General features: G+C 68.0%; 21 protein-coding genes, 2 tRNA genes and 1 pseudogene. 16 read left to right on the top strand and 8 right to left on the bottom strand.

Annotated features, from left to right (window positions below):
• From yidD to rpmH, 3 genes are read right to left on the bottom strand one after another with little or no spacing between them, the layout of a single operon-like run.
• Nucleotides 1-258, bottom strand: coding sequence for a membrane protein insertion efficiency factor YidD (yidD, locus tag I4J89_RS03725; RefSeq protein ID WP_196412389.1), 258 nt, complete (start codon nt 256-258; stop codon nt 1-3).
• Entirely contained in the window at nt 255-611 is a 357-nt protein-coding gene (gene rnpA / locus I4J89_RS03720) for a ribonuclease P protein component (RefSeq protein WP_196412388.1), read from the bottom strand. Before rnpA ends, yidD begins: the two co-directional genes overlap by 4 nt.
• Nucleotides 612-647: 36 nt before the next feature.
• Nucleotides 648-785, bottom strand: coding sequence for a 50S ribosomal protein L34 (rpmH, locus tag I4J89_RS03715; RefSeq protein ID WP_014695313.1), 138 nt, complete (start codon nt 783-785; stop codon nt 648-650).
• A gap of 586 nt (nt 786-1371) precedes the next feature.
• Here rpmH and dnaA point away from each other — a divergent pair.
• The 6 genes from dnaA (at nt 1372) to I4J89_RS03685 (ending at nt 8948) form a co-directional block, all read left to right on the top strand.
• Complete coding sequence (gene dnaA / locus I4J89_RS03710) at nt 1372-3228, top strand: chromosomal replication initiator protein DnaA (RefSeq protein ID WP_196412387.1); 1857 nt, start codon at nt 1372-1374, stop codon at nt 3226-3228.
• Between the two features lie 1428 nt (nt 3229-4656).
• Entirely contained in the window at nt 4657-5790 is a 1134-nt protein-coding gene (gene dnaN / locus I4J89_RS03705; protein ID WP_196412386.1) for a DNA polymerase III subunit beta, read from the top strand.
• Nucleotides 5791-5829: 39 nt separating this feature from the next.
• A complete protein-coding gene (gene gnd / locus I4J89_RS03700) occupies nt 5830-6702 on the top strand; it encodes a phosphogluconate dehydrogenase (NAD(+)-dependent, decarboxylating) (RefSeq protein WP_196412385.1) in 873 nt (290 codons plus the stop codon).
• Between the two features lies 1 nt (nt 6703).
• Entirely contained in the window at nt 6704-7831 is a 1128-nt protein-coding gene (recF, locus tag I4J89_RS03695) for a DNA replication/repair protein RecF (RefSeq protein ID WP_196412384.1), read from the top strand.
• Between the two features lie 148 nt (nt 7832-7979).
• Nucleotides 7980-8492, top strand: a complete 513-nt coding sequence (locus I4J89_RS03690; RefSeq protein ID WP_196412383.1) for a DciA family protein — start codon at nt 7980-7982, stop codon at nt 8490-8492.
• Nucleotides 8493-8525: 33 nt separating this feature from the next.
• On the top strand, nt 8526-8948 hold the full coding sequence (locus I4J89_RS03685) for a hypothetical protein (protein WP_196412382.1): 423 nt from the start codon (nt 8526-8528) through the stop codon (nt 8946-8948).
• Between the two features lies 1 nt (nt 8949).
• Here the strand turns inward: I4J89_RS03685 and I4J89_RS03680 are convergent, their stop codons facing one another.
• Nucleotides 8950-9516 (bottom strand): hypothetical protein, encoded by a 567-nt coding sequence (locus I4J89_RS03680; RefSeq protein WP_196412381.1) that lies wholly within the window; start codon nt 9514-9516, stop codon nt 8950-8952.
• A 587-nt stretch (nt 9517-10103) separates the two neighbouring features.
• Here I4J89_RS03680 and gyrB point away from each other — a divergent pair.
• From gyrB to I4J89_RS03655, 6 genes are all read left to right on the top strand, one after another.
• Entirely contained in the window at nt 10104-12056 is a 1953-nt protein-coding gene (gene gyrB / locus I4J89_RS03675) for a DNA topoisomerase (ATP-hydrolyzing) subunit B (protein WP_196412380.1), read from the top strand.
• A gap of 108 nt (nt 12057-12164) precedes the next feature.
• On the top strand, nt 12165-14675 hold the full coding sequence (gene gyrA, locus I4J89_RS03670; RefSeq protein ID WP_196412379.1) for a DNA gyrase subunit A: 2511 nt from the start codon (nt 12165-12167) through the stop codon (nt 14673-14675).
• Nucleotides 14676-14678: 3 nt separating this feature from the next.
• The gene (locus I4J89_RS03665) at nt 14679-15563 is read left to right on the top strand and encodes a DUF3566 domain-containing protein (RefSeq protein WP_196412378.1); all 885 of its coding nucleotides are present in this window, start codon (nt 14679-14681) and stop codon (nt 15561-15563) included.
• 77 nt (nt 15564-15640) lie between these two features.
• Nucleotides 15641-15714 (top strand) — tRNA-Ile (locus I4J89_RS03660).
• A gap of 162 nt (nt 15715-15876) precedes the next feature.
• Nucleotides 15877-16005: a DLW-39 family protein gene (locus tag I4J89_RS49280; RefSeq protein ID WP_230858311.1), complete on the top strand. Its 129-nt coding sequence runs from the start codon at nt 15877-15879 to the stop codon at nt 16003-16005.
• A 10-nt stretch (nt 16006-16015) separates the two neighbouring features.
• Nucleotides 16016-16088 (top strand) — tRNA-Ala (locus tag I4J89_RS03655).
• 191 nt (nt 16089-16279) lie between these two features.
• Here the strand turns inward: I4J89_RS03655 and I4J89_RS03650 are convergent.
• Nucleotides 16280-16741 (bottom strand): pyridoxamine 5'-phosphate oxidase family protein, encoded by a 462-nt coding sequence (locus I4J89_RS03650; protein ID WP_196412377.1) that lies wholly within the window; start codon nt 16739-16741, stop codon nt 16280-16282.
• Nucleotides 16742-16855: 114 nt separating this feature from the next.
• Between I4J89_RS03650 and I4J89_RS03645 the strand changes: the two genes are divergently transcribed.
• From I4J89_RS03645 to I4J89_RS49275, 3 genes and pseudogenes are all read left to right on the top strand, one after another.
• Nucleotides 16856-17569, top strand: a complete 714-nt coding sequence (locus tag I4J89_RS03645; RefSeq protein WP_196412376.1) for a hypothetical protein — start codon at nt 16856-16858, stop codon at nt 17567-17569.
• A gap of 84 nt (nt 17570-17653) precedes the next feature.
• Nucleotides 17654-18328: a DUF6461 domain-containing protein gene (locus tag I4J89_RS03640; RefSeq protein WP_196412375.1), complete on the top strand. Its 675-nt coding sequence runs from the start codon at nt 17654-17656 to the stop codon at nt 18326-18328.
• 93 nt (nt 18329-18421) lie between these two features.
• A pseudogene (locus I4J89_RS49275) lies at nt 18422-18751 on the top strand (NUDIX domain-containing protein); the annotation flags it as partial.
• A gap of 74 nt (nt 18752-18825) precedes the next feature.
• Here the strand turns inward: I4J89_RS49275 and I4J89_RS49270 are convergent.
• Nucleotides 18826-19293, bottom strand: a complete 468-nt coding sequence (locus I4J89_RS49270) for a hypothetical protein (RefSeq protein ID WP_309238172.1) — start codon at nt 19291-19293, stop codon at nt 18826-18828.
• Between the two features lie 112 nt (nt 19294-19405).
• On the opposite strand from I4J89_RS49270, the gene I4J89_RS03630 reads away from it, so the two are divergent.
• Nucleotides 19406-19957 (top strand): YbaK/EbsC family protein, encoded by a 552-nt coding sequence (locus I4J89_RS03630; protein WP_196412775.1) that lies wholly within the window; start codon nt 19406-19408, stop codon nt 19955-19957.
• Between the two features lie 53 nt (nt 19958-20010).
• Here I4J89_RS03630 and I4J89_RS03625 read toward each other — a convergent pair whose 3' ends face one another.
• Complete coding sequence (locus I4J89_RS03625; protein ID WP_196412373.1) at nt 20011-20631, bottom strand: DsbA family oxidoreductase; 621 nt, start codon at nt 20629-20631, stop codon at nt 20011-20013.
• A 1-nt stretch (nt 20632) separates the two neighbouring features.
• The gene (locus I4J89_RS03620) at nt 20633-21064 is read right to left on the bottom strand and encodes a SufE family protein (RefSeq protein WP_196412372.1); all 432 of its coding nucleotides are present in this window, start codon (nt 21062-21064) and stop codon (nt 20633-20635) included.
• Nucleotides 21065-21602 lie beyond the last annotated feature (538 nt).

Genomic DNA, 21602 nt, shown 5'->3' with positions numbered 1-21602 from the left:
CTAAGCTCCAGTCACATCGGCAGGGCGGTGACGGATCGGGTCAGGCACCGGGTCGTACCCGCCAGGGTGGAAAGGGTGGCAACGAAGGAGCCGCCAGATCGCCAGGCCCGTACCCCGTATCGCACCGTGCCGCGCCAACGCCTCCTGGGCGTACGCACTGCACGAGGGGTAGAACCGACAGCGGGCCGGCAGCGCCGGACTCAAGTATCGACGGTACGCGACGACGGCCGCCGTCAGGATCCGGGCAGCGACGCTCATCGCGGCCGCCGGGGCCGACGTGCTGCCGCCAGTGCCCCCTCCAGGTCGGTGCCGAGTGTGGCGTACGACGCATCAGCGGCCGGCGGCAACGCCCGAACCACCAGCGACGTCCCGGCAGGAAGATCATCCAACAACGGCCGGACCAGATGGCGAAGGCGCCGCCGGACCTTGTTGCGAGTCACCGCGTTGCCGACCGCTTTGGACACGACGAAGCCGGCGCGCGCCGTGGAGGCGTGCGCCGGCTCGTCTATAAGCAGGTGAACGACCAGGGTTCCGCGACCGGCCCTACGGCCACCACGAATCGCTGCGGCGAAGTCCGCGCTACGCCGCAGTCGTTGCACCGCGGCCAGCACGACTACCTGGGCATTCCGGCCCGACTAACCGTCGGCTCAGGCCGACAGCTTGTCGCGGCCCTTGCCACGGCGGGCAGACAGGATGGCGCGACCGGCACGGGTGCGCATGCGCAGCCGGAAGCCGTGGGTCTTGGCGCGCCGGCGGTTGTTCGGCTGGTAGGTGCGCTTGCTCACGTCAAAACTCCGCTTCGTACTACGTCCAGGGGGGCATCCGCTGCAAGACGCCACTTTAGCAGAGCGCGGCGGAGCAACCGCCCAACCCTACGGAGAGCGCCTGAGGCGGTCAACCATATCCTTGGTCGGCACGCCGACAGGCGGACACCGGCGACCGCTACCTGGTCTTTCCATGCACAAAGTGAATCTTTTCCCGCTGACGGGCAATGGATGGTCGAGCAGGCGGTTGTAGTCCACCTGTCACCGCTGTTAGCGTGCGCGGTTGCTGGTCTCACCGGCCGTTCGCACACCGCGAAGCGGCGGCCAAAACCGGACAAGCAGGTGGATCGTTCGCCACGGTGAGCCTGTTTTCAGCCCGCGCCACTACAGGCTCCGGTAAATCTGCCGACCAATCCGGCCGGGAGCGGTCACCGGCAACACCACAGGTTGTGGATAACCTGTGGATAGCCGGTGGCGCCGTGCGTGTTCAGCACGTTAACTGTGCTGGGTTGGGGCCGTTCGGTGCCTGCATGGGCGCCGACAGGCACAGGCGGAAGGCCGGACACAAGGCCCACCGGGGGTCGGTGGCGATGGGGGTGGCGCGGCGGTGGCCGATCAGGTCGACCTGAGCGAGGTGTGGCGGGCAACTCTGGGCGAGTTGTCCGACGAGATCGCCTCGCCGCAGCAGCGCGCCTACCTTCAGCTGGTCCGGTTACGGGCAATCGTCGAGGACACCGCCCTGTTATCAGTTCCGGACGCATTCACCCGTGACGTCATCGAGTCCCGGATGCGCCCGGCGATCACCGAGGCACTCAGCCGGCGACTGAACCGCCCCATACAGGTGGCGGTCACGGTCCGTCCTCCGGAGGACGGCTCGGGTGTGCCCGGCACCGTCTACGGAAAGCCCACCGACTCCGGTGCGGCACCGATGGACTCGCAGCCCCGTCACTACGCCGAGCCGCCCCGCTATGCCGACCCCGGGCCCTACCAAACCGAGCTGCCCGGCTATCCGGGTCAGCAGCGGCCGGCCGCGCACATGCCGGAGCCGTACCCCACCGGCTCCGCACAGCACTCGGGTCCTCCTCCGTCGTATTCGCGGGGTGTGCCCACCTCCCGCGACGGCCAGGAAGCGCTCTTCGCCGACCCGATGCCGCAGCCGCAGCCGCAGCAGGTTCCGCCGCCCCCGCCGTTGAACCGCCCGGCGACCACCCGCGCGGGTGAGAAGGGTCCGGAGCCGCAGAACGACACGGTCGGCCATCGGATGGCAGCCGACCAGGCGCAGTTACGGGAGAACCAGCGTCATCCGGATGACCGCCAGGGCATGCTCTCGGACCGCCGTGACGAGCCGATGCCCACCCGTGGCGACAACGGCCCCGGGCGCCCGCCGATCGACCTGCGCGGCCCCGGCACCACACCGCGGCCCGGCGGCAACGACGGCAACCGGCTCAACCCGAAGTACATGTTCGAGACATTCGTCATCGGCTCGTCCAACCGCTTCGCGCACGCCGCCGCGGTGGCGGTCGCGGAGTCGCCGGCGAAGGCGTACAACCCACTCTTCATCTACGGCAGCTCCGGGCTGGGCAAGACCCACCTCCTGCACGCGATCGGCCACTACGCCACCACCCTGGGCCACGCGCGCTCGGTCCGCTACGTGTCGACCGAGGAGTTCACCAACGATTTCATCAACAGCCTGCGGGACGACAAGACCCAGGCGTTCCAGCGCCGCTACCGCGACGTCGACATCCTGCTGATCGACGACATCCAGTTCCTGGAGAACCGCGAGCGGACGCAGGAGGAGTTCTTCCACACCTTCAACACCCTGCACAACGCCAACAAGCAGATCGTGATCAGCTCGGACCGCTCCCCGCGCCAGCTGGCCACGCTGGAAGACCGGATGCGTACCCGCTTCGAGTGGGGCCTGCTCGCCGACATCCAGCCGCCGGACCTGGAGACGCGTATCGCGATCCTTCAGAAGAAGGCAGCGCAGGAGCGCATGTACGCCCCCGACGACGTCCTCGAATTCATCGCGAGCCGGGTCTCCAACTCGATCCGCGAACTCGAGGGCGCCCTCATCCGGGTGACCGCCTTCGCCAGCCTCACCCGTTCCCCGGTGCAGCTCTCGGTCGCCGAGGAAGTCCTCCGCGACTTCATGCCCGACGGCGCCGGCCCGGAGATCACCGCTGACCAGATCATGGTCTCCACCGCCGACTACTTCGGCGTCAGCCTGGAAGACCTCCGCGGCCACTCGCGCAGCCGGGTCCTGGTCAACGCCCGCCAGGTCGCCATGTACCTCTGCCGCGAACTCACCGACCTCTCGCTACCGCGCATCGGACAGGCCTTCGGCGGCCGCGACCACACCACGGTCATGCACGCGGACCGCAAGATCCGCCAACACATGGCCGAGCGCCGCTCGCTGTACAACCAGATCGCCGAACTCACCAACCGCATCAAGCAGAACACCTGAAGGGGTAAGCCCGGCGCCTCCCGGCGACAACCGCCATCCGGTAGCGCACGCAGGCACCCTCCCGGCCGTTCCGCCTGAACACCATGCGGGCTCGAGGTCAGCTTCCCGCTTCCGCATTTTCGGGGTACGCGCCCAGACCGTCCCCGAAAAACGGGCCGTCCCCGCTCTCCCGCGCGAGCCGGCAGCCCACTCGCGGCCGCACCGCGACCGCCGGGCCCATGCAGGCGGCAACGCCACCCACAGCCGCGGCGGGCGATCCATGCCCCCGCAAGTCGCGTTGAGCCGCCACGCCAGCCGCTGTTGTCCACAGGCAACCTCATGCCGATGATCCCGCCGTTGGTCTCGACGTGATCATCGAGAATCTGCTGGCCAGGGAGACACGGACGCCCGGTATCGAGCCGACGCAAGACGCCTGGGCAAGAGAGCCCCACCGATCCAAACGGAGATGAGGGCAGGCCCCGTCCACAGGGCCACTGTCCATCGCACCGCTCGGTCCGACGCACCGAGTCACTCGGAACCAAGCCGCTGTCCACATTCACAGCGGACGACACGGGCCGCCCGCTACCCACAGGCGCGACGGATCAGACGCGCAACGCCGTGAACAGGAACTTTGTCCGGCACACACGGGTTATCCACCGGCTTTGCACCGCCTTGTCCACAGGTTGTACCCAGATCCTGGCTGCTCAGCGCTCGAATTGCCAATCATCAATGTCTGCCCGCGAGGGTGGTCTGCATCGATTTGTCAACGTCGCGACGTGACAGTTTCGTGCCAACGTTGTCCACACCAATCCACAGGCATCCACAGCCTTTCTCCCCAGTCGGTGGACAACTGCTGACACCCAACCCCACAGATGTGGACTAACCCTGGGGAAATCGATGTGGACAGACACGGACGGTTACATCTCTGTCCACCGCTTGTGGGGGAGTGTGGATTACCTGTTGAAGGATCTGGGGACGACGAGCCGGTAGCGTCCCAACGTTTTACACAGGCCAGGGGACAAACCCCGTGGATATCCGGTGGATAGCCGGTGGACAACGGTGGACAACGTCCGTCACGTCGGCAACTGTGGACGCAGACCCGGGTTTATACCCCGGTTGCCCACATGTGAATCACCGGTGGATAACCCTCTCACCAGCGGAAACGCAAGTTCTCCACACTATGCACAGCACCGATGAAGACGACTAGATATCTCTTCTAAGAAAACAAAAACCAATCATCAGCGTTGTGGAAGGTGTGGATGGGCGGCCTGCGGCTCGAAGCGGGTCCGGGAACATCAGCACCAGAAGCAGGGCCGGAAGCCGGTAGGACCGGCCGGGCCTCTTCCGCCCGTCTCCACAGCACCGGGGTCGGGCGCGCACGAATACCGCCGGAGCCATAGAGTTCAGTGGGGTCCACGCCCCTGTAGAAGAAGCATCGCGGAGGACAGCATGAAGTTCCGGGTGGAGCGAGACGCACTCGCCGACGCCGTGGCCTGGACAGCCAAGAGCCTGCCCAGCCGGCCCTCGGTTCCGGTGCTCGCCGGCGTCCTGCTGCGAGTCACCGACGGCCGGTTGCAGGTCTCGGGTTTCGACTACGAGGTCTCCAGCCAGGTGACCGTCGAGGTGCAGGCCGACGCGGACGGCGCGGCGCTGGTCTCCGGCCGCCTGCTCGCCGAGATCACCAAGGCACTTCCCGGCAAGCCGGTCGACATCGCCGCGGTCGGTGCGCATCTCGAGCTGGTGTGCGGCAGCGCCCGGTTCACGCTGCCGACCATGCCGGTCGAGGACTACCCGACGCTCCCGGACATGCCGTCCAGTGCCGGCACGGTCGAGGCGGCGGTCTTCGCCGCCGCGGTGGCCCAGGTCGCGATCGCGGCCGGCCGCGACGAGACGCTGCCGATGATGACCGGTGTCCGTCTGGAGCTGAACGGTTCGACGATGGCCATGCTCGCCACCGACCGGTACAGGCTGGCGATGCGCGAGATCGAGTGGAACCCGGACGACCCGGATATCAGCCTGAACGCACTGGTGCCGGCGAAGACTCTGAACGACACCGCCAAGGCGCTGGGCCCGATCGGCGGCTCGGTCACCCTGGCCCTGGCGCAGGGCAGCGCCGGTGAAGGCATGATCGGTTTCGCCGGTGGGACCCGCCGGACCACCAGCCGTCTGCTGGACGGCGCCAACTACCCGCCGGTGCGTTCACTCTTCCCGGCCTCGCACAACGCCGAGGCCCGGGTGTCCGTCTCCGCGTTGGTCGAGGTGGTCCGCCGGGTCGCGCTGGTCGCCGAGCGCACCACTCCGGTGCTCCTGAGCTTCAGCGAGGACGGCCTGGTGGTGGAGGCCGGCACCACCGAGGAGGCGCGCGCCAGTGAGGCGATGGAGGCCGCTTTCACCGGTGAGCCGCTCACCATCGGCTTCAACCCGCAGTACCTGATCGACGGCCTGCAGAACCTGGGCGCACCGACCGCGGTGCTCTCGTTCGTCGACGCGTTCAAGCCCGCTGTGATCTCCCCCGCCGGCGAAAGTGGCGAAATCATCCCGGGTTACCGCTATCTGATCATGCCGATCCGGGTCACTCGCTGATACTGAGCTTGAACCAATCGCTCATCTAGGGAGATCACCATGCAACTCGGCCTGATCGGTCTCGGCCGAATGGGTGGCAACATGCGGGAACGCCTGCGTGCTGCTGGGCACGAAGTTGTCGGATTCGACCAGAACCTGGATGTAAGCGACGCTGCCAGCCTGGCCGAGTTGGCCGAAAAGCTGGCCGCGCCGCGGGTCGTCTGGACCATGGTGCCGTCCGGCAAGATCACCGAAGACACGATCGACCAGCTCGCCGAGGTGCTGTCCGCGGGCGACATCATCATCGACGGCGGGAACTCCAAGTTCACCGACGACGCCCCGCGTGCCGAACGTCTGGCGGTCAAGGGCATCAAGTACCTCGACGTCGGCGTCTCCGGCGGTGTCTGGGGCAAGCAGAACGGCTACGCGCTCATGGTCGGCGGCGACGCCCCGGACGTCGAGCACTGCAAGCCGATCTTCGAGGCACTCAAGCCGGCCGGCGAGTTCGGCTTCGCGCACGCCGGCACGCACGGCGCCGGCCACTACGCGAAGATGGTGCACAACGGCATCGAGTACGGGTTGATGCACGCCTACGCCGAGGGCTACGAGATCCTCAAGGCGTCCGAGTACATCAACGACGTGCCCGCTGTGATCAAGAGCTGGCGTGAGGGCAGCGTCGTCAAGTCCTGGCTTCTCGACCTGCTCGACCGGGCCCTCGACGAGGACCCGGAGCTGGAGGCGTTGAAGGGTTACGCGGACGACACCGGTGAGGGCCGCTGGACCGTCGACGAGGCTGTGCGTCTCGCCGTGCCGGCTCACGTCATCGCCGCCTCACTGTTCGCCCGCTTCCAGTCGCGCCAGGACGACTCGCCCGCCATGAAGGCCGTCGCCGCTCTGCGCCAGCAGTTCGGCGGCCACGCCGTCAAGCGCTGAGATGCACGTACGCCGGGTCGAGCTCACCGACTTCCGCTCCTACGAGCGAGTGGCCGTGGATCTCGACCCCGGCGTGTCCGTGCTGGTCGGCCAGAACGGCATGGGCAAGACCAACCTCATCGAGGCGATCGGGTACGTGGCCACTCTGGACAGTCATCGGGTGGCCACCGACGCCCCGCTGGTCCGGGCCGGCGCGAGCTCGGCGGTGATCCGGTGCGCGGTCGTCCACGATGGACGCCAGTTGCTGGTCGAGCTCGAGATCGTCCCGGGCAAGGCGAACCGGGCCCGGCTCAACCGGTCGCCGGTACGCCGGCCGCGCGAGGTGCTCGGCGCCCTGCGGATGGTGCTCTTCGCCCCCGAGGACCTGGAGCTGGTCCGCGGTGACCCGTCGGAACGCCGCCGCTACCTCGACGACCTGCTGGTCGCCCGCCAGCCGCGGTACGCCGGGGTGCGTGCCGACTACGACCGGGTGGTGAAGCAACGCAACGCCCTGCTGCGGACGGCGTACCTGACCCGCAAGGTCGGCGGCTCCCGCGGTCAGGACCTGTCGACCTTGATGGTGTGGGATCAGCATCTGGCCCATCACGGCGCGGAACTGCTGGCCGGCCGGCTGGAGCTGGCCTCCGCGCTCGGGCCGCACCTGACCAAGGCCTACGACGCGGTCGCGGCCGGACGGGGTGCGGCGGCCATCGCGTACTCCTCCCGGCTGGGCGAGTCGCTGCCCGCGGAACGACCGGCGCTGGAGGCGGCCCTGCTGGACTCGCTGCAGGAGCGCCGGACCGCGGAGATCGAGCGCGGCACCACCCTGGTCGGCCCGCACCGTGACGACCTGTCGCTCACGCTCGGCGATCTGCCCGCCAAGGGGTACGCGAGCCACGGCGAGTCCTGGTCGTTCGCGCTGGCTCTGCGGCTGGCCGCGTACGACCTGTTGCGTTCGGAGGGGATCGAACCGGTGCTGGTTCTCGACGACGTCTTCGCCGAGCTGGACTCCGGCCGCCGGGACCGGCTCGCCGCCCTGGTGTCCGATGCCGCCCAGCTGCTGGTGACCTGTGCGGTACCCGAGGATGTGCCGGCGGCACTGCGTGGCGCCCGGTTCGACGTCACTACCGGGTCGGTGACCCGTGTCTGATCCTGATGACGGCACCGCGCGGCGGCCTCAGCGGCCCGTGAGCGGATCAACGGGTCCGGCCGCACCCTCGGGGCAGGGTCGGGAGTCGGTACGCCCAGGAGCGGCGTCTGAGGGCGATGCCTCGTCCGGCGGAAGTAATCCACAGGCTGTGGAGGGGTCGGGCGATCTCGCCGGGCCGGACCTTGCCCGGGCCGTGCTCGACGCGGCCCTGGCGCGGCGGCGGGAAGCGGCCCGCAAACCCCGGCGGCGCACCGGTGGCGGCGGCGAGAAGCGCCTGCGCGGCTATTCCGGTCCCGGGCCGGATCCCCGGGATCCTCAGCTTTTCGGCGCGGTGCTGGACCGCCTGATGAAGGCACGCGGCTGGGAGAAGCCGAAGGCCGAGGCCACCGTCTTCGGCTCGTGGGAGAAGGTGGTCGGCCCGGACATCGCGGCACACAGCCGGCCGATCAAGCTGGACAGCGGCGTGCTGACCGTCGAGGCGGAGTCCACGGCCTGGGCCACCCAGCTCCGGCTGCTGGCCGCCACGCTGCTGAAGAAGATCGCTGCCGAGGTGGGGCACAACGTCGTCAAGCGGCTCAACATCCACGGGCCGGCGGCGCCCTCGTGGAGCCGGGGACCCCGCCGGGTGCAGGGCCGCGGGCCGCGCGACACCTACGGCTGAAACTTATTCGCCGTCTCAGGCGTCTTAAGGAGCATGAGCCTCCGCCGCTTGCTGATCCTGTTGCTCTTGGTGCTGGCACCGTTACCGATTGCGGCGGCGGAGCCGGCCTGGGCCTGTTCGTGTGTGGTCGCCGCCGGCCCGGAGCACGTGACGCTGCCCACATCGGAGGAGGCGGCGGCCTGTGGATATCGCTTCGACCAGGGCGGCCGGTGTGGTGGCGACGAGGTGGTGTCCGCCGGGATCGGCCACCGGGAGCGCGCCGAGCGCGTCTCCGCGTACCGATCGTTGGTCTTCTGGTCCGGATCCGGGCTCATCCTGCTGGCGGTGACCGGCGGCCTGGCTTGGGTGATGAGTCTTCCCGGCGGCCGCGTTGCGGCCGTGAGCGGGCAGGCGGTCGCGCGGGAACCAGGGGACGGCGTGGATTCGGCGGGACGGCCGTCAAGGCGTACCGAATAGGTCAGTAATCGGCGAAGATCGCGAAACCGCGTTCCGCGCAGCGGCGGTAGAAGCCGGCCAGGACGGCGAGCTCGGTACGAGCGAAGCTCCAGTGCGGCGCGTTGCCGGCGTCGTCGCGCAACGCGGCGAGCCGGTGGTCGAGCCAGCGCAGCTGCTGCTCGGCCAGGCGGCCGCCGGCGATCGCGGTCCGCATGACCTCCGCGACGGTGTCGAAGGTGACCAGGTCACCGAACTTCTCGTGGCCCTCGACGAAGCGTTCCAGGCCGCCGGCGATCCACGCGCAGCCGTCCGGGTCGATCACCGGATCCTCGTCCTCGGCGGCCGCGTCGGTCGCGTAGAGCACGCCCTCCAGGCCCAGCAGGAGGTCGACCAGTTCGGTGTAGGCGGTCGCGCGCACCGTCCCGGTCTTGGCGATGTGCAGGGCGAGCGCACCGGTGGGCGCGGCGATCTCGGGGCGGTCGGCGATCGTTCCGAAGTCGACGAACTCGGCGGGAGCCACCGGGTCGTAGTACTGATTGGTCCGCGGCCAGTGCACCGCGACGTTGTCCAGGCCCTTGTCGTGCGCCATCGGCGGACCCACCCCTCACTCGACCTGGCAGGGTTTTCCCGCGGCGGAAAACCGATGCAACCCCATTAATGACGTCTCCCGGCCATCACGGCCCGCGGGCGAGGTTACGACACCGGCGCGGGCGGTTGTCGAGCAGTGTCGCAGTGCGTGCCGGTCGCGCATCGCAGGCGCGCCCGACTGGCGAGACAGCCGAAGCGCTTGTCGTTGCGGTGGCGGGTAGTTCCGTGTAGGGGAACACGTGGGTAGCGCCCCAAATCCCGCTACGGGACTCTCAGGCACCCGGAAGGGGTGCCGCACCCTCGCCAACTCGCTCCGGCGGAGTAGAATCGACAGCGACCGGGAAAACTGTGCTTTGCGGTGGCGGGCGTGCCCCTTCGTGTACGCAGTGCAACATCGTCACGCTGTGCGGTTTTTCCAGCCGATCACGATCCGCGGGCTGTCCGCGGCGACCGGCGCGCACGGTTCCACCGGTGGTCCGCTTCTTCCCGCGGTGTCATCTCTGGCCTCGTGCGTGCCCGGCTGCTGCCGGTTTGCCCGCCAACCCCGTGCGGGGCCCTCCGCGGCCCGGTGCGAGAAAGTGGCCGAGGGTGGCAGAGAAACAGCAGGAATACGGTGCCGGATCGATCACCGTGCTCGAAGGCCTCGAGGCGGTCCGCAAGCGTCCAGGTATGTACATCGGTTCCACCGGAGAGCGGGGCCTGCACCACCTGGTCTGGGAGGTTGTGGACAACGCTGTCGACGAGGCGCTGGCCGGCTACTGCGACACCATCGACGTGATCCTCTTCGCCAACGGAGGGGTCTCGGTCACCGACAACGGGCGTGGTTTCCCGGTCGACCTCCACCCGAAGCTGAAGAAGCCGGGTGTCGAGGTCGCGCTGACCGTGCTGCACGCGGGCGGCAAGTTCGACGGGCAGGCCTACAAGGTCTCCGGCGGTCTGCACGGCGTCGGCGTCTCGGTGGTGAACGCGCTCTCCTCCCGGATGGCCGTGGAAATCCACAAGGACGGGTTCGTCTGGCGGCAGAAGTACAACGCCTCCAAGCCGGCCGAGCTGGTGAAGGGCGAGAGCACCGACAAGACCGGCTCGACCGTGCAGTTCTGGCCGGACCCCGACGTCTTCGAGACGATCGAGTTCGACTTTCAGACGATCTACCGCCGGCTTCAGGAGATGGCGTTCCTCAACCGGGGTCTGACCATCAACTTCACCGACGAGCGGCCGGTGTCGGCCGACGAGAACGGTGAGCCGCGCCAGATCTCGTTCATGTACGCGGGCGGCATCTCGGACTTCGTCCGGCACCTCAACGCCACCAAGAGTGCCATCCACAAGACGGTGGTCGAGTTCGGCGCCGAGGCTCCCGAGGAGGGCATGGCGGTCGAAATCGCCATGCAGTGGAACGAGTCGTACGGCGAGTCGGTCTACACCTTCGCGAACCGGATCAACACGCACGAGGGCGGTACCCACGAAGAGGGCTTCCGCGCCGCGCTGACCAGCATCGTGAACCGGTACGGCACCGAGAAGAAGTTCCTGAAGAGCGACGAGAAGCTCTCCGGCGAGGACATCCGCGAGGGCCTCGCCGCGATCATCTCGGTCACCCTGGCCAACCCGCAGTTCGAGGGCCAGACCAAGACGAAGCTCGGTAACACCGACATGAAGGGCTTCGTGCAGAAGGTCTGCAACGAGCAGCTGGCCGACTGGTTCGACCGCAACCCGGCCGACGCGAAGACCATCATCACCAAGGCCTCGCAGGCCGCGCGGGCCCGGATCGCCGCGCAGCAGGCGCGCAAGCTGGCCCGGCGGAAGTCGCTGCTGGAGTCCGGTTCGATGCCGGGCAAGCTGGCCGACTGCCAGTCCACCGACCCGCGTGAGACCGAGCTGTTCATCGTCGAGGGTGACTCGGCCGGTGGTTCGGCGAAGTCCGGCCGGGAGAGCCGGATCCAGGCGATCCTGCCGATCCGCGGCAAGATCCTCAACGTGGAGAAGGCCCGGATCGACCGGGTGCTGAAGAACAACGAGGTCCAGGCGCTGATCACGGCGATGGGCACCGGCATCCACGACGAGTTCGACATCTCGAAGCTGCGCTACCACAAGATCATCCTGATGGCCGACGCCGACGTGGACGGCCAGCACATCCAGACGCTGCTGCTCACCCTGCTGTTCCGCTTCATGCGGCCGCTGGTCGAGCAGGGGCACGTCTATCTGGCCTCGCCGCCGCTGTACAAGCTCAAGTGGAACAAGCGCGGTGACGACGCTCAGTACGCGTACTCGGACCGGGAGCGGGACGGCCTGATCGCGCTGCGCCAGCAGAAGAAGCCGAACGCGAAGCCGGACGACATCCAGCGGTTCAAGGGTCTCGGCGAGATGAACTTCCATGAGCTGTGGGACACCACGATGAACCCGGACACGCGCACGCTGCGTCAGGTGACGCTGGACGACGCCGCTGTGGCGGACGAGCTGTTCAGCGTGTTGATGGGCGAGGACGTCGAGGCTCGGCGGTCGTTCATCCAACGCAATGCGAAGGATGTTCGGTTCCTGGATATCTGATCCGGGCCGCCGTATCCACAGCGTGCTAGTCCTTTCCACAACGTTATCCACAGCGGTATGGGCCTTTTGGCGATACTTGTCTGGATTCACCTTGAGTAAGGGTTAATAGTGACTGACACTCCAGAACCCCCGGACGGCGCCGAGACACCCGACGCCGGCGGCGGTGTGACCCAGCGGGTCGAGCCGGTCGGCCTCGAGGTCGAGATGCAGCGTTCGTACCTCGACTACGCGATGAGCGTCATCGTGGGCCGGGCGCTGCCCGACGTCCGTGACGGCCTGAAGCCCGTCCACCGCAAGATCCTGTACGCGATGTACGACGCCGGGTTCCGGCCCGACCGCGGCTACGTCAAGTGCGCGCGCGTCGTCGGCGACGTGATGGGCAACTACCACCCGCACGGTGACTCGTCGATCTACGACGCACTGGTCCGGATGGGCCAGCCGTGGTCGCTGCGGTACCCGCTTATCGACGGCAACGGCAACTTCGGTTCGCCGGGTAACGACCCGCCGGCCGCCATGCGGTACACCGAGTCGAAGCTGTCCCCGCTCGCCATGGAGATGCTGCGGGACATCGACGAGGACACCGTCGACATGCAGGACAACTACGACGGGCGTACCAAGGAACCCACCATTCTTCCGGCGCGGTTCCCGAACCTGCTGGTCAACGGGTCCGAGGGCATCGCGGTCGGCATGGCGACCAAGATTCCGCCGCACAACCTGCGGGAGATCGCGGCCGCCGTCCAGTGGCAGCTCGACAACCCCGAGTCGGACGAGGCGACCGCGCTCGAGGCGATGCTCGAGATCGTGAAGGGGCCGGACTTCCCGACCAAGGGTCTGATCGTCGGTCAGTCGGCGATCATGGACGCCTACCGCACCGGCCGCGGATCCATCCGGATGCGTGCGGTGGTCGAGGTCGAGGAGGACACCCGGGGCCGTCCGTGCCTGGTGGTCACCGAACTGCCGTACCAGGTGAACCCGGACAATCTGGCTGAGCGGGTCGCCGAGCTGGTCAAGGAAGGCAAGCTCACCGGCATCGCGGACATCCGGGACGAGTCGTCCGGGCGTACCGGTATGCGGCTGATCCTGGTGCTCAAGCGCGACGCGGTCGCCAAGGTCGTGCTGAACAACCTCTACAAGCACACCCAGCTGCAGGAGACGTTCGGCGCGAACATGCTGGCGCTGGTCGACGGCGTGCCGCGCACGTTGAACCTGGCGCAGTTCATCCGCTACTACGTCGATCACCAGATCGAGGTCATCCGCCGGCGTACCGCGTACCGGCTGCGCAAGGCGGAGGAGCGCGCGCACATCCTGCGCGGTCTGGCCAAGGCGCTGGACATGCTCGACGAGGTCATCGCCCTGATCCGGCGTTCGCCCACAGTGGAGGACTCGCGCCAGGGCCTCATGCAGCTGCTCGACGTCGACGAGGTCCAGGCGACCGCGATCCTCGACATGCAGCTGCGCCGGCTGGCCGCCCTGGAGCGGCAGCGGATCCTCGACGAACTCGGAAAGATCGAGATCGAGATCGCCGACCTCAAGGACATCCTCGCGAAGCCGGAGCGGCAGCGGGCGATCGTCTCGGACGAACTTCGCGAGATCGTGCAGAAGTTCGGTGATGAGCGGCGTACGCAGATCATCCCGTTTGATGGTGAAGTGTCCATGGAGGACCTCATCACCCGGGAAGACGTTGTGGTGACGATCACACGTACCGGTTATGCGAAGCGCACCAAGGTCGATATGTACCGGTCGCAGAAGCGCGGCGGGAAGGGCGTCAGCGGCGCCACGCTGCGGCAGGACGACATCGTCTCGCACTTCTTCGTCATCTCGACCCACGACTGGATCCTGTTCTTCACGAACAAGGGGCGGGTCTACCGGGCCAAGGCGTACGAGCTGCCCGAGGCGAACCGGGTCGCCAAGGGCCAGCACGTCGCCAACCTGCTCGCCTTCCAGCCGGACGAGCACATCGCGCAGGTTATCCAGATCCCGAATTACCAGGTCGCGCCACACCTTGTGCTCGCCACCAAGAATGGCCTCGTGAAGAAGACGCGCCTGGAGGAATTTGACTCCAACCGCAGCGGTGGCATCATCGCCATCAACCTGCGGGAGGATGACGAGTTGGTGGGCGCGGTCCTGGTGGCACCCGAGGACGACCTGTTGCTGGTGTCCAAGAAAGCCCAGGCCATCCGGTTCAACGCCACGGACGACGCGCTGCGTCCGATGGGGCGTGCGACGTCCGGTGTGATCGGCATGCGGTTCGGCGAGAACGACGAGCTCCTCGCGATCGAAGTGGTGCGCGAGGGTCTCGATGTGTTGGTCGCCACCAACGGTGGGTATGCGAAGCGCACGCCGATCGAGGAGTATCCGGTACAGGGCCGGGGCGGCAAGGGCGTGCTGACCGCCAAGATCACGGAACGTCGTGGTGGACTTGTCGGGGCACTGGTGATCGACCCGGAGGATGAACTATTTGCCATCACCAGCAATGGTGGTGTCATCCGGACTCCCGTGAAGCCTGTACGGCGCACGCGGGATCGGAACACAATGGGGGTCAAGCTGATGGACCTCCCTGAAGGTGTAACCATCGTGGCGCTTGCTCGCAATGCCGACGAGCCTGACGAACAGGACTAGTTGATGCCGGAGACACAGGCGAAGTCGGGGGGCCCGGGGAGCTCAGCGACTCCGGACGATGCGGCGAAGAAAGACGGCGCCGCCTCGAACGGTCGTGAGACCCCAGGGCGCGCCGCTGTCCCCGCCGAAGCCCCGTCCCCGCCGAAGTTCACCAGGGCGCCCGGGATGGCTCCGCCGCCCGGTGAGCCGGCTGCCGGCACCGACGGCGCTGCTGAGGCGAAACGTCCGGGTGCCCCGGTGAAGGGATCGGCCGCCGTGCCGGTCGTCACCAAGGGCAAGGGCGCCGCGCCGGGAGCCTCGGCGGCGCGTACCGGGAGTGGGACGCCGGCCACCGGCCAGAGCGCACCGCCGCGACCCGCGCAGGGTGCGGCGCCCGCCACCGCCTCCGGAGCCGCCGCGAAGCAGCGGACCGGTTCGGCGGCTCCGGCGGGCTCGGCCACGGTCGGGACAGCCCGTGTCTCGGAGGCGGTTCGCTCCGCCCGCACCACGGTCACGTCCGCTGCGGCGCGTGGCCCCCGGCGGGCGCGGCTGAACCTCAAGCGGATCGACCCGTGGTCCGTGATGAAGTTCTCGTTCGCCGTCTCGATCGTGCTCTTCATCGTGGTGGTCGTCGCGACGTCGGTGCTCTATCTGGCGCTGGACACCATGGGTGTGTGGAACTCGGTCAACAGCAGCCTGAAGGACCTGGTGACCGCCAGCGGCGGTACGGAGGGCAGTTCAGGCGGCTCGTTCCGGATCACCGCCTGGGGCGTCATCGGCACATCGATGCTGATCGGGGCGGTCAACGTGGTGCTCTTCACCGCGCTGGCCACCCTCGGGGCGTTCATCTACAACGTTTGCGCCGACCTGGTCGGCGGAATTGAGCTCACCCTCGCCGAGCGCGATTAGGCGACGCCGCCGGGTTGCGAGCCACCCCCGCTTTGGAGGCTCGCAACCCGATGCGGTAACGTTCCTACCGCAGTTGAGGGGCTATAGCTCAGTCGGTTAGAGCGCAGAGCTGATAACTCTGAGGTCGCTGGTTCGATTCCAGCTAGCCCCACGAGCGATGGGGTCCTGTGTCCGCGGAAAGCGCGGACCTTGGATCGCTCGTTATGCCTGCTCCGGGGGCCGAGCCCCCGGAAACCCCGCGGTGCGATGGTTGCGCTGGACGCGCCCGCTCGCGCTCTTTGCACTGGTGCCAGTGAGGGAGGGAAGCTCTTAAATGCTGAAGAAACTCCTGATCGTTGCCGGTGTTGCCGGTGCGGCTTTTCTGGTCGTGAAGAAGGTCAAGGCCTCCAGCGATGAGCGTGCGCTTTGGCACGAGGCGACCACTGCTCCCGACCTTCGCTGAGTCGGTTCCGGGGGCCCTAGCTCAACTGGCAGAGCACCGCCTTTGCAAGGCGGGGGTTAGGGGTTCAAGTCCCCTGGGCTCCACTTCCTAAGCTTCTCACCAGCCGAAACGCGCGACCAAGATCATCTGGTCCGCGTCGGCCCGCCCGGCGGCCTCGTTCACGGTGCGGCTTCCATCTTTCGCGATTCCAGCTCCGTAGCCTGCGGGCCAGCGATGCCGTGTTCTCCGGGCGCCATTACTCCCTTGAGCGGGCGTCTGTGCGTACCAAATTGGGTTATAGAAGGATTTGGATGCGGCGTTCGGGGCCTTCTTCGGCGGGGAGGAACCAGGCCTCGGTGATTTCGGCGCGGTAGAGGCGGAGGGCGGCGTCGCCGGTGACCTGATCCAGGCGCCAGGCGGGGAAGCCCTCGGCGACCGACTGCGTGGAGAACGCCTCAAGCTGGGTGGCGAGGTCGTTGTCCGGGCAGAGTCCGGCGGTGGCGCGGGCGTAGAAGGCGGTGGCGCCGCCCATCGGGACGGTTGAGTCGAAGACGGTGACGGCGATCTGGTGGTTTTCGGCGATCAGTTCCGAGTGTCGTGCGGATGGGCGGGAGAGCCAGAGCAGGGTGCTGAGGCCCAGATTGACGAAGTAGACGGGGCTCACCCAGGGTTCGCCGGCGGGGGTGGCGGTGCCGAGTACCGCGTACCGGTTGGTGGCGAGGATGGCGCGGGCCTGAGCGGTCATCTCATCGGTCATGTGCTCTACGATGCCGCGTGCCGGCGAAAGCCGCTGGCCGGACGATGGTGTCGACGCCGGTGTCGCGTTAGCTTGTAGATCATTTTCTCGGGGTGACAGGACAGGCGCAGGTCGATGGTGAAGCGAACCGATCTCGTCGTTCCGGCGGACTTGATAGCCGGCCTGCAGATCCCACCGCTGGCTATCACCGATGGCGCGGCCGATCCGGAGTGGGTCGAGGTGCCACTGAGCCAGTGGCGGTTCGTCAAGCTGCGGCCGTTGCAGCGGCTTCCCCTGGACGCGCGCAGCGCAAGAAGCGTTCGGCGAGCGATTCGACTCGCGCCGTGGTCGCTGCCGGCCGCCCTTGTCTCACTGACGGCGTGGTGGGTCTACTTCCACACGGACGCGAGCCTGTCGCTGCCAGGATTTCTGATGGCGTTGGGAGCGGCGCTTTCCATTCACATTCTGGCACTGGTGCAAAGCCATGGGATGCCGAAGCGCCTGCCGTATCGCACCCGGTTCGGCGAGTTGCGCATACCCGATGTTCCGGTCGAGGTCGCTCAACAGTGGGTTGCCCGGAATCCGGGCGTGACGGCCACCGACGAGCCGGCACCGCGCCCGCATTCCCGGCGCTTCTACGTCAGGTGGTCCACAGGCCTTCTGACGGCGTCGATTCTGTTGGTCGTGGTACTGGCGAACAACGGTCGCGAGGACTCCATTCTGTTCTGGATGCTGGTGCCCACGCTGATCGTCGTCGGCATCACCGCGGCCCTGAAGATCCAGTCGCCCAGGAAGATTGACGGCGTGCGGACCTGGCCACCCGTGAACGTCGACCGGCGTACGCGATAGCGGTCGGGCTCACCCTGTCCGAGGGCTTCGTCTCTTCCCGGGCGGGCTGCGATCTCGGGCCCAATTCTTTGATCTACTGGCTCGGTGAAACGCCGCTCCGCCCTCCTTCTGATCGCGCTTGCCGGTATGGCCGGGTGCTCCACGTCGGGTGCGGCCGGGCCGTCCACGAGCCCGTCCAGGAGTGCCGCTCCGGACTACCGCTGGCCGGCGCTCGACCCGGCTATCGCGAGCGGCTTCTGCTTCACCCTGGTCCGCGGGCGGACCCCGGTTGAGGTGATCGAGCGGCTGGGCGGCACCGAGCTGGAGCGGGTGGAGTGGCTGCGGCTGGTCAGCGGCGGAGACGGTGAGCGGGCCGGTGCGGACCGGTTCTTCATCGGAGTGGCCCGGGTCGGCGACTGGTCCCTGATCGTCGAGGACAACGGCTCCCTCGGGGTCACTCAGAAGGTCGTGAGCCGGCTATCCACTGACGGGACGGTGCTGGTGTACCGCAGCGCCGGCACGGGCCGTGGCAGGCTGCTGGTGCTGCGGGACGAGGATCTCGTCCTGGACTACGACTTCCGCACACCGAACGAGGCCGGTGGGAGCCGATCCGCGGAGTTTCAGCCCGCGCTGCGGGCGGCTGGTCTGGTCGGGGATACGACAGTGACGGATCCCACGGCAGCGGCCCTGGGGTTCCTGGCCGGGCAAACAGGGGTACACCTGACCCGTGAATTGCTCGCCGAACGTACATATTTGCTGGTCACCGTTCCGAAGACGTAGATACGCATTTGCCCGTTCTGGCAGTGCCGAGGTTATCCACAGAGGAATGAACGGTGCCTGCGCGGCACAGTTCCGGCAGTTAGCCTGCGTGGCGTGAGCGAACGAAGACGGGCCGCTGCCGTGATCGTGCGAGACGGCCGTGTGCTGATGGTGCACGAGCGCAGCCGACGATCCGGTGGCGGTGAGTGGTGGACTCTGCCGGGTGGCGGGCTGCACCCCGGTGAGACGGCCGAGGAAGCGTTGCGGCGTGAGGTCTTCGAGGAGACCGGGCTGGTGGTCAGCGAGGCTCGCTACGTGCTCGAGATGCCGTATCCATCGGGCATGACGTCGGTCTTCGCGGTGACGGTTGCCGATGGCGAGCCACGGGCCGGCCAGGATGACGGATTCGGGCCTGAGCCGCTTGGGGTGGACTGGCTGCCGGTCCCTGAGCTACCGATCGAGACCAACGGAGTGCCGGTCCCACCGCTGATGGTGGTGCTACCGACCCTGGCCGACGGTCACGCCGACGGGGTCGAGTCGGTGACCGACGGAGTGGTCACCGACAAATTGGCGACCGACGGCTCGGCGGCGGGTGCCGGGAGCGGCAGCACCGGCGTGGCGACCGAGCGACGGCGCTCCACGACGAAATAGGCGCAGCAGGTGGCGTAACCGGCGGCCAGCAGGAGCCCGAGGATGCGTACCGGGAGCGACGCGAGCGGCACCAGGGCGGTGGCGCTCGCCGACCAGCACGCCAGCAGCACCGTGTTCACGGTGTCGTGCCGGCCCCAGCCACCGGGTGACCGTCGCCGGGCCTGGCGCTGGATCTCGACGACGAGAGCGTGCGACATGCCGACCGCGAGCAGGCCGAGAAGCAGGGTCGCGAATATCGAGCGGTGCCCGCCCGCGACGGCGACCAGCGCGGTGGCACCGGTCAGAAGCGCGAGACCACTGACGGTCCCGATACGTGCACTTCGACGGTCCTCCACAAACTCTGACGGTCGGCATGATCCGTCGAAATCTGAGGACTTGGCGAGCTGATGGTGGTATTGCTCCCCCGATGTGTCGTGATCCACCGGTTGGGCGAGGATGGCGGACATGATGGGAAGCCTGGAGACCGAATCCGCTCAGTCACGTCTCGATCTGCTCGCACCGCCGGTGGCCAAGGCGCTGGCGGTCTGGCCGGTCGACGCGCCGATCGACGCCGACCAGGTCCTGGTGGCGCCGATCGATCCGGAGCTGGCTGACACGGCTGCCTTCTGTGAGGCGTACGGGGTGGCGCTCACCGAGTCGGCGAACTGCGTGATCGTGGCCGGTCGCCGCGGTGACGTCACGAAGTACGCCGCCTGCGTGGTCCTGGCGACCACCCGCGCCGACGTGAACGGGCTGGTCCGTCGTCACCTGGACGCGCGCAAGGCGAGTTTCGCCCCGATGGACGAGGCCGTGTCGTTGACCGCGATGGAATACGGGGGCATCACGCCGATCGGGCTCCCGGCGTTGTGGCCCGTACTGGTCGACTCGCGCGTCGTCGCCGCTCCGCACGTGGTGATCGGGTCCGGCCTCCGGAACAGCAAGATCGTCATTGCCGGGCCCGCGCTCGGTGCGCTACCCGGCGCCGAAGTGATCGAAGGGCTTGCCCGCGAAGTAGCCTGACGACAAGCGTCGATGTTGTTCCACGTGAAACGTCATCGACCGGCTTCGACGGCTTACCGGCGAGCGATCTCCTCGAATGCGGCCAGCAGGGTGCTCGGCTCCTGAGCGCCCTGGATCGCGTACTTCCCGTCGACCACGAAGGTCGGAACGCTGGTGATGCCGAGCTCCCTAGCCTCGTTCAGGTCGGTCTGCACCGCGGTCGTGCCGGCCTCCGACTCCAGGTAGGCCCTGGCGTCGGCCTCGTCCAGTCCGATCGACGCGGCCACGCCGGCGAGGGCCGGGATCGAACCGATGTCGATCCCGTCGGTGAAGTGCGCTCGCTGTAGGGCGTCCAGCACGTCCGCCTGCCGTTCCAGCGTGGCGCCCCAGGCGATCAGCCGGTGCGCCGCGAACGTATTCGCCGCGATCGCACTGTCGAAGTCGAGGGTCAGCCCGTCGGTGGCGGCGATCGCGGTCACCTGGGCGAACATCTGCTCAGCCTGCGCCGGCCCGCCGAACTTCGCCGCCATCGCCTCCTTGAGCGGCAGCGGTTCGGGCACCGGGGCGGGATTCAGCTGGTACGCCCGGTAGGTCACGGTCGCGGTGCCGTCGAACTCCTCCAGAGCCTTCTCCAGCCGGCGCTTACCGATGTAGCACCACGGGCACACCACGTCCGACCACACCTGAATGTCCACGTCACTCCGCTTTCTGTTCCGCGACCTGACGCTTCAACCGGGCCAGGATCGCCGTACCGCCACGCACCCGCAGCGGGCTGATCGTCTTGGCCAGTCCCATCCGGGCATAGAGATCATCCGGCACGGCCAGGATCTCCTCCGCGGTGGCCTCCGCCAGCCCTTCAGCCAGGATGCCGGCGAAAGCACGGGTGGTCGGCGCCTCCGGCGGGCAGTCGAAGTGGGCGACCACGGTCCGGTCGGGCTGCACGACCGCCTTCAGGAAGAACGGCGTCTGGCACTCCGGAACCTGCTCCATGCCCTCGTGCCCGGCGAGCTCCGCCGGCAGCGGCGGCACGGCGTCGGCGAACTCCAGCAACATCTCGAGCACCACCTCCCGCGGTGCGGAAGCGAACTCGTCGACGATCTCGGCCAGCTTCGGCGGCATGTCACTCACAGATCCGACCCTACGCGGCCGCCTCCGCCATTGCCGATCACGTGCAGGCGGGGAGGGCGGCGTCGCGTTCAAGGCCGGCTGTGCGGGCGAGATGTGCGGGGCGCGGGGCCCGGTTGACGCGTTGGGTTGTTGTTGGTGGGTGGCCCGGGTGGCGGGCAGGGCGGTTGCATGGGCCTGGCGGAGGCGCTGCGGCTGTTGGCGGGTGGCCGGGCCGCGGGCGGCGGCATGGCCGATGGACGCGTTGGGCTGCTGGTGGGTGGCCCGGGTCGCGGGCGGGGCGGTTGCACGGCTCGGCGGAGGCGCTGCGGCTAATTGGTGGGTGGCCGGGTCGCGGGCCGGGCGTTGTATGGGGCCGGTGGACGCGTTGGGCTGTTGGTGGGTGGCCGGGCCGTGGGCCGCTGCATCGGTCCGGGGGACGCGTTGTAGCTGCTGGTGGGTGGCCAGGTCGCGGCTGGGGCGTTGCATGGGCCCGGCGGACGCGCTTCGGCCGCTGGGGGTGCCCGATCGCGGGCAGGGCGGTACCCCGTGGCTGCGTCTG

Origin of the sequence: Actinoplanes aureus (assembly GCF_015704865.1) — a bacterium.
Taxonomy (GTDB): domain Bacteria; phylum Actinomycetota; class Actinomycetes; order Mycobacteriales; family Micromonosporaceae; genus Actinoplanes; species Actinoplanes aureus.
This window is presented reverse-complemented; position numbering and strand designations above follow the sequence as displayed.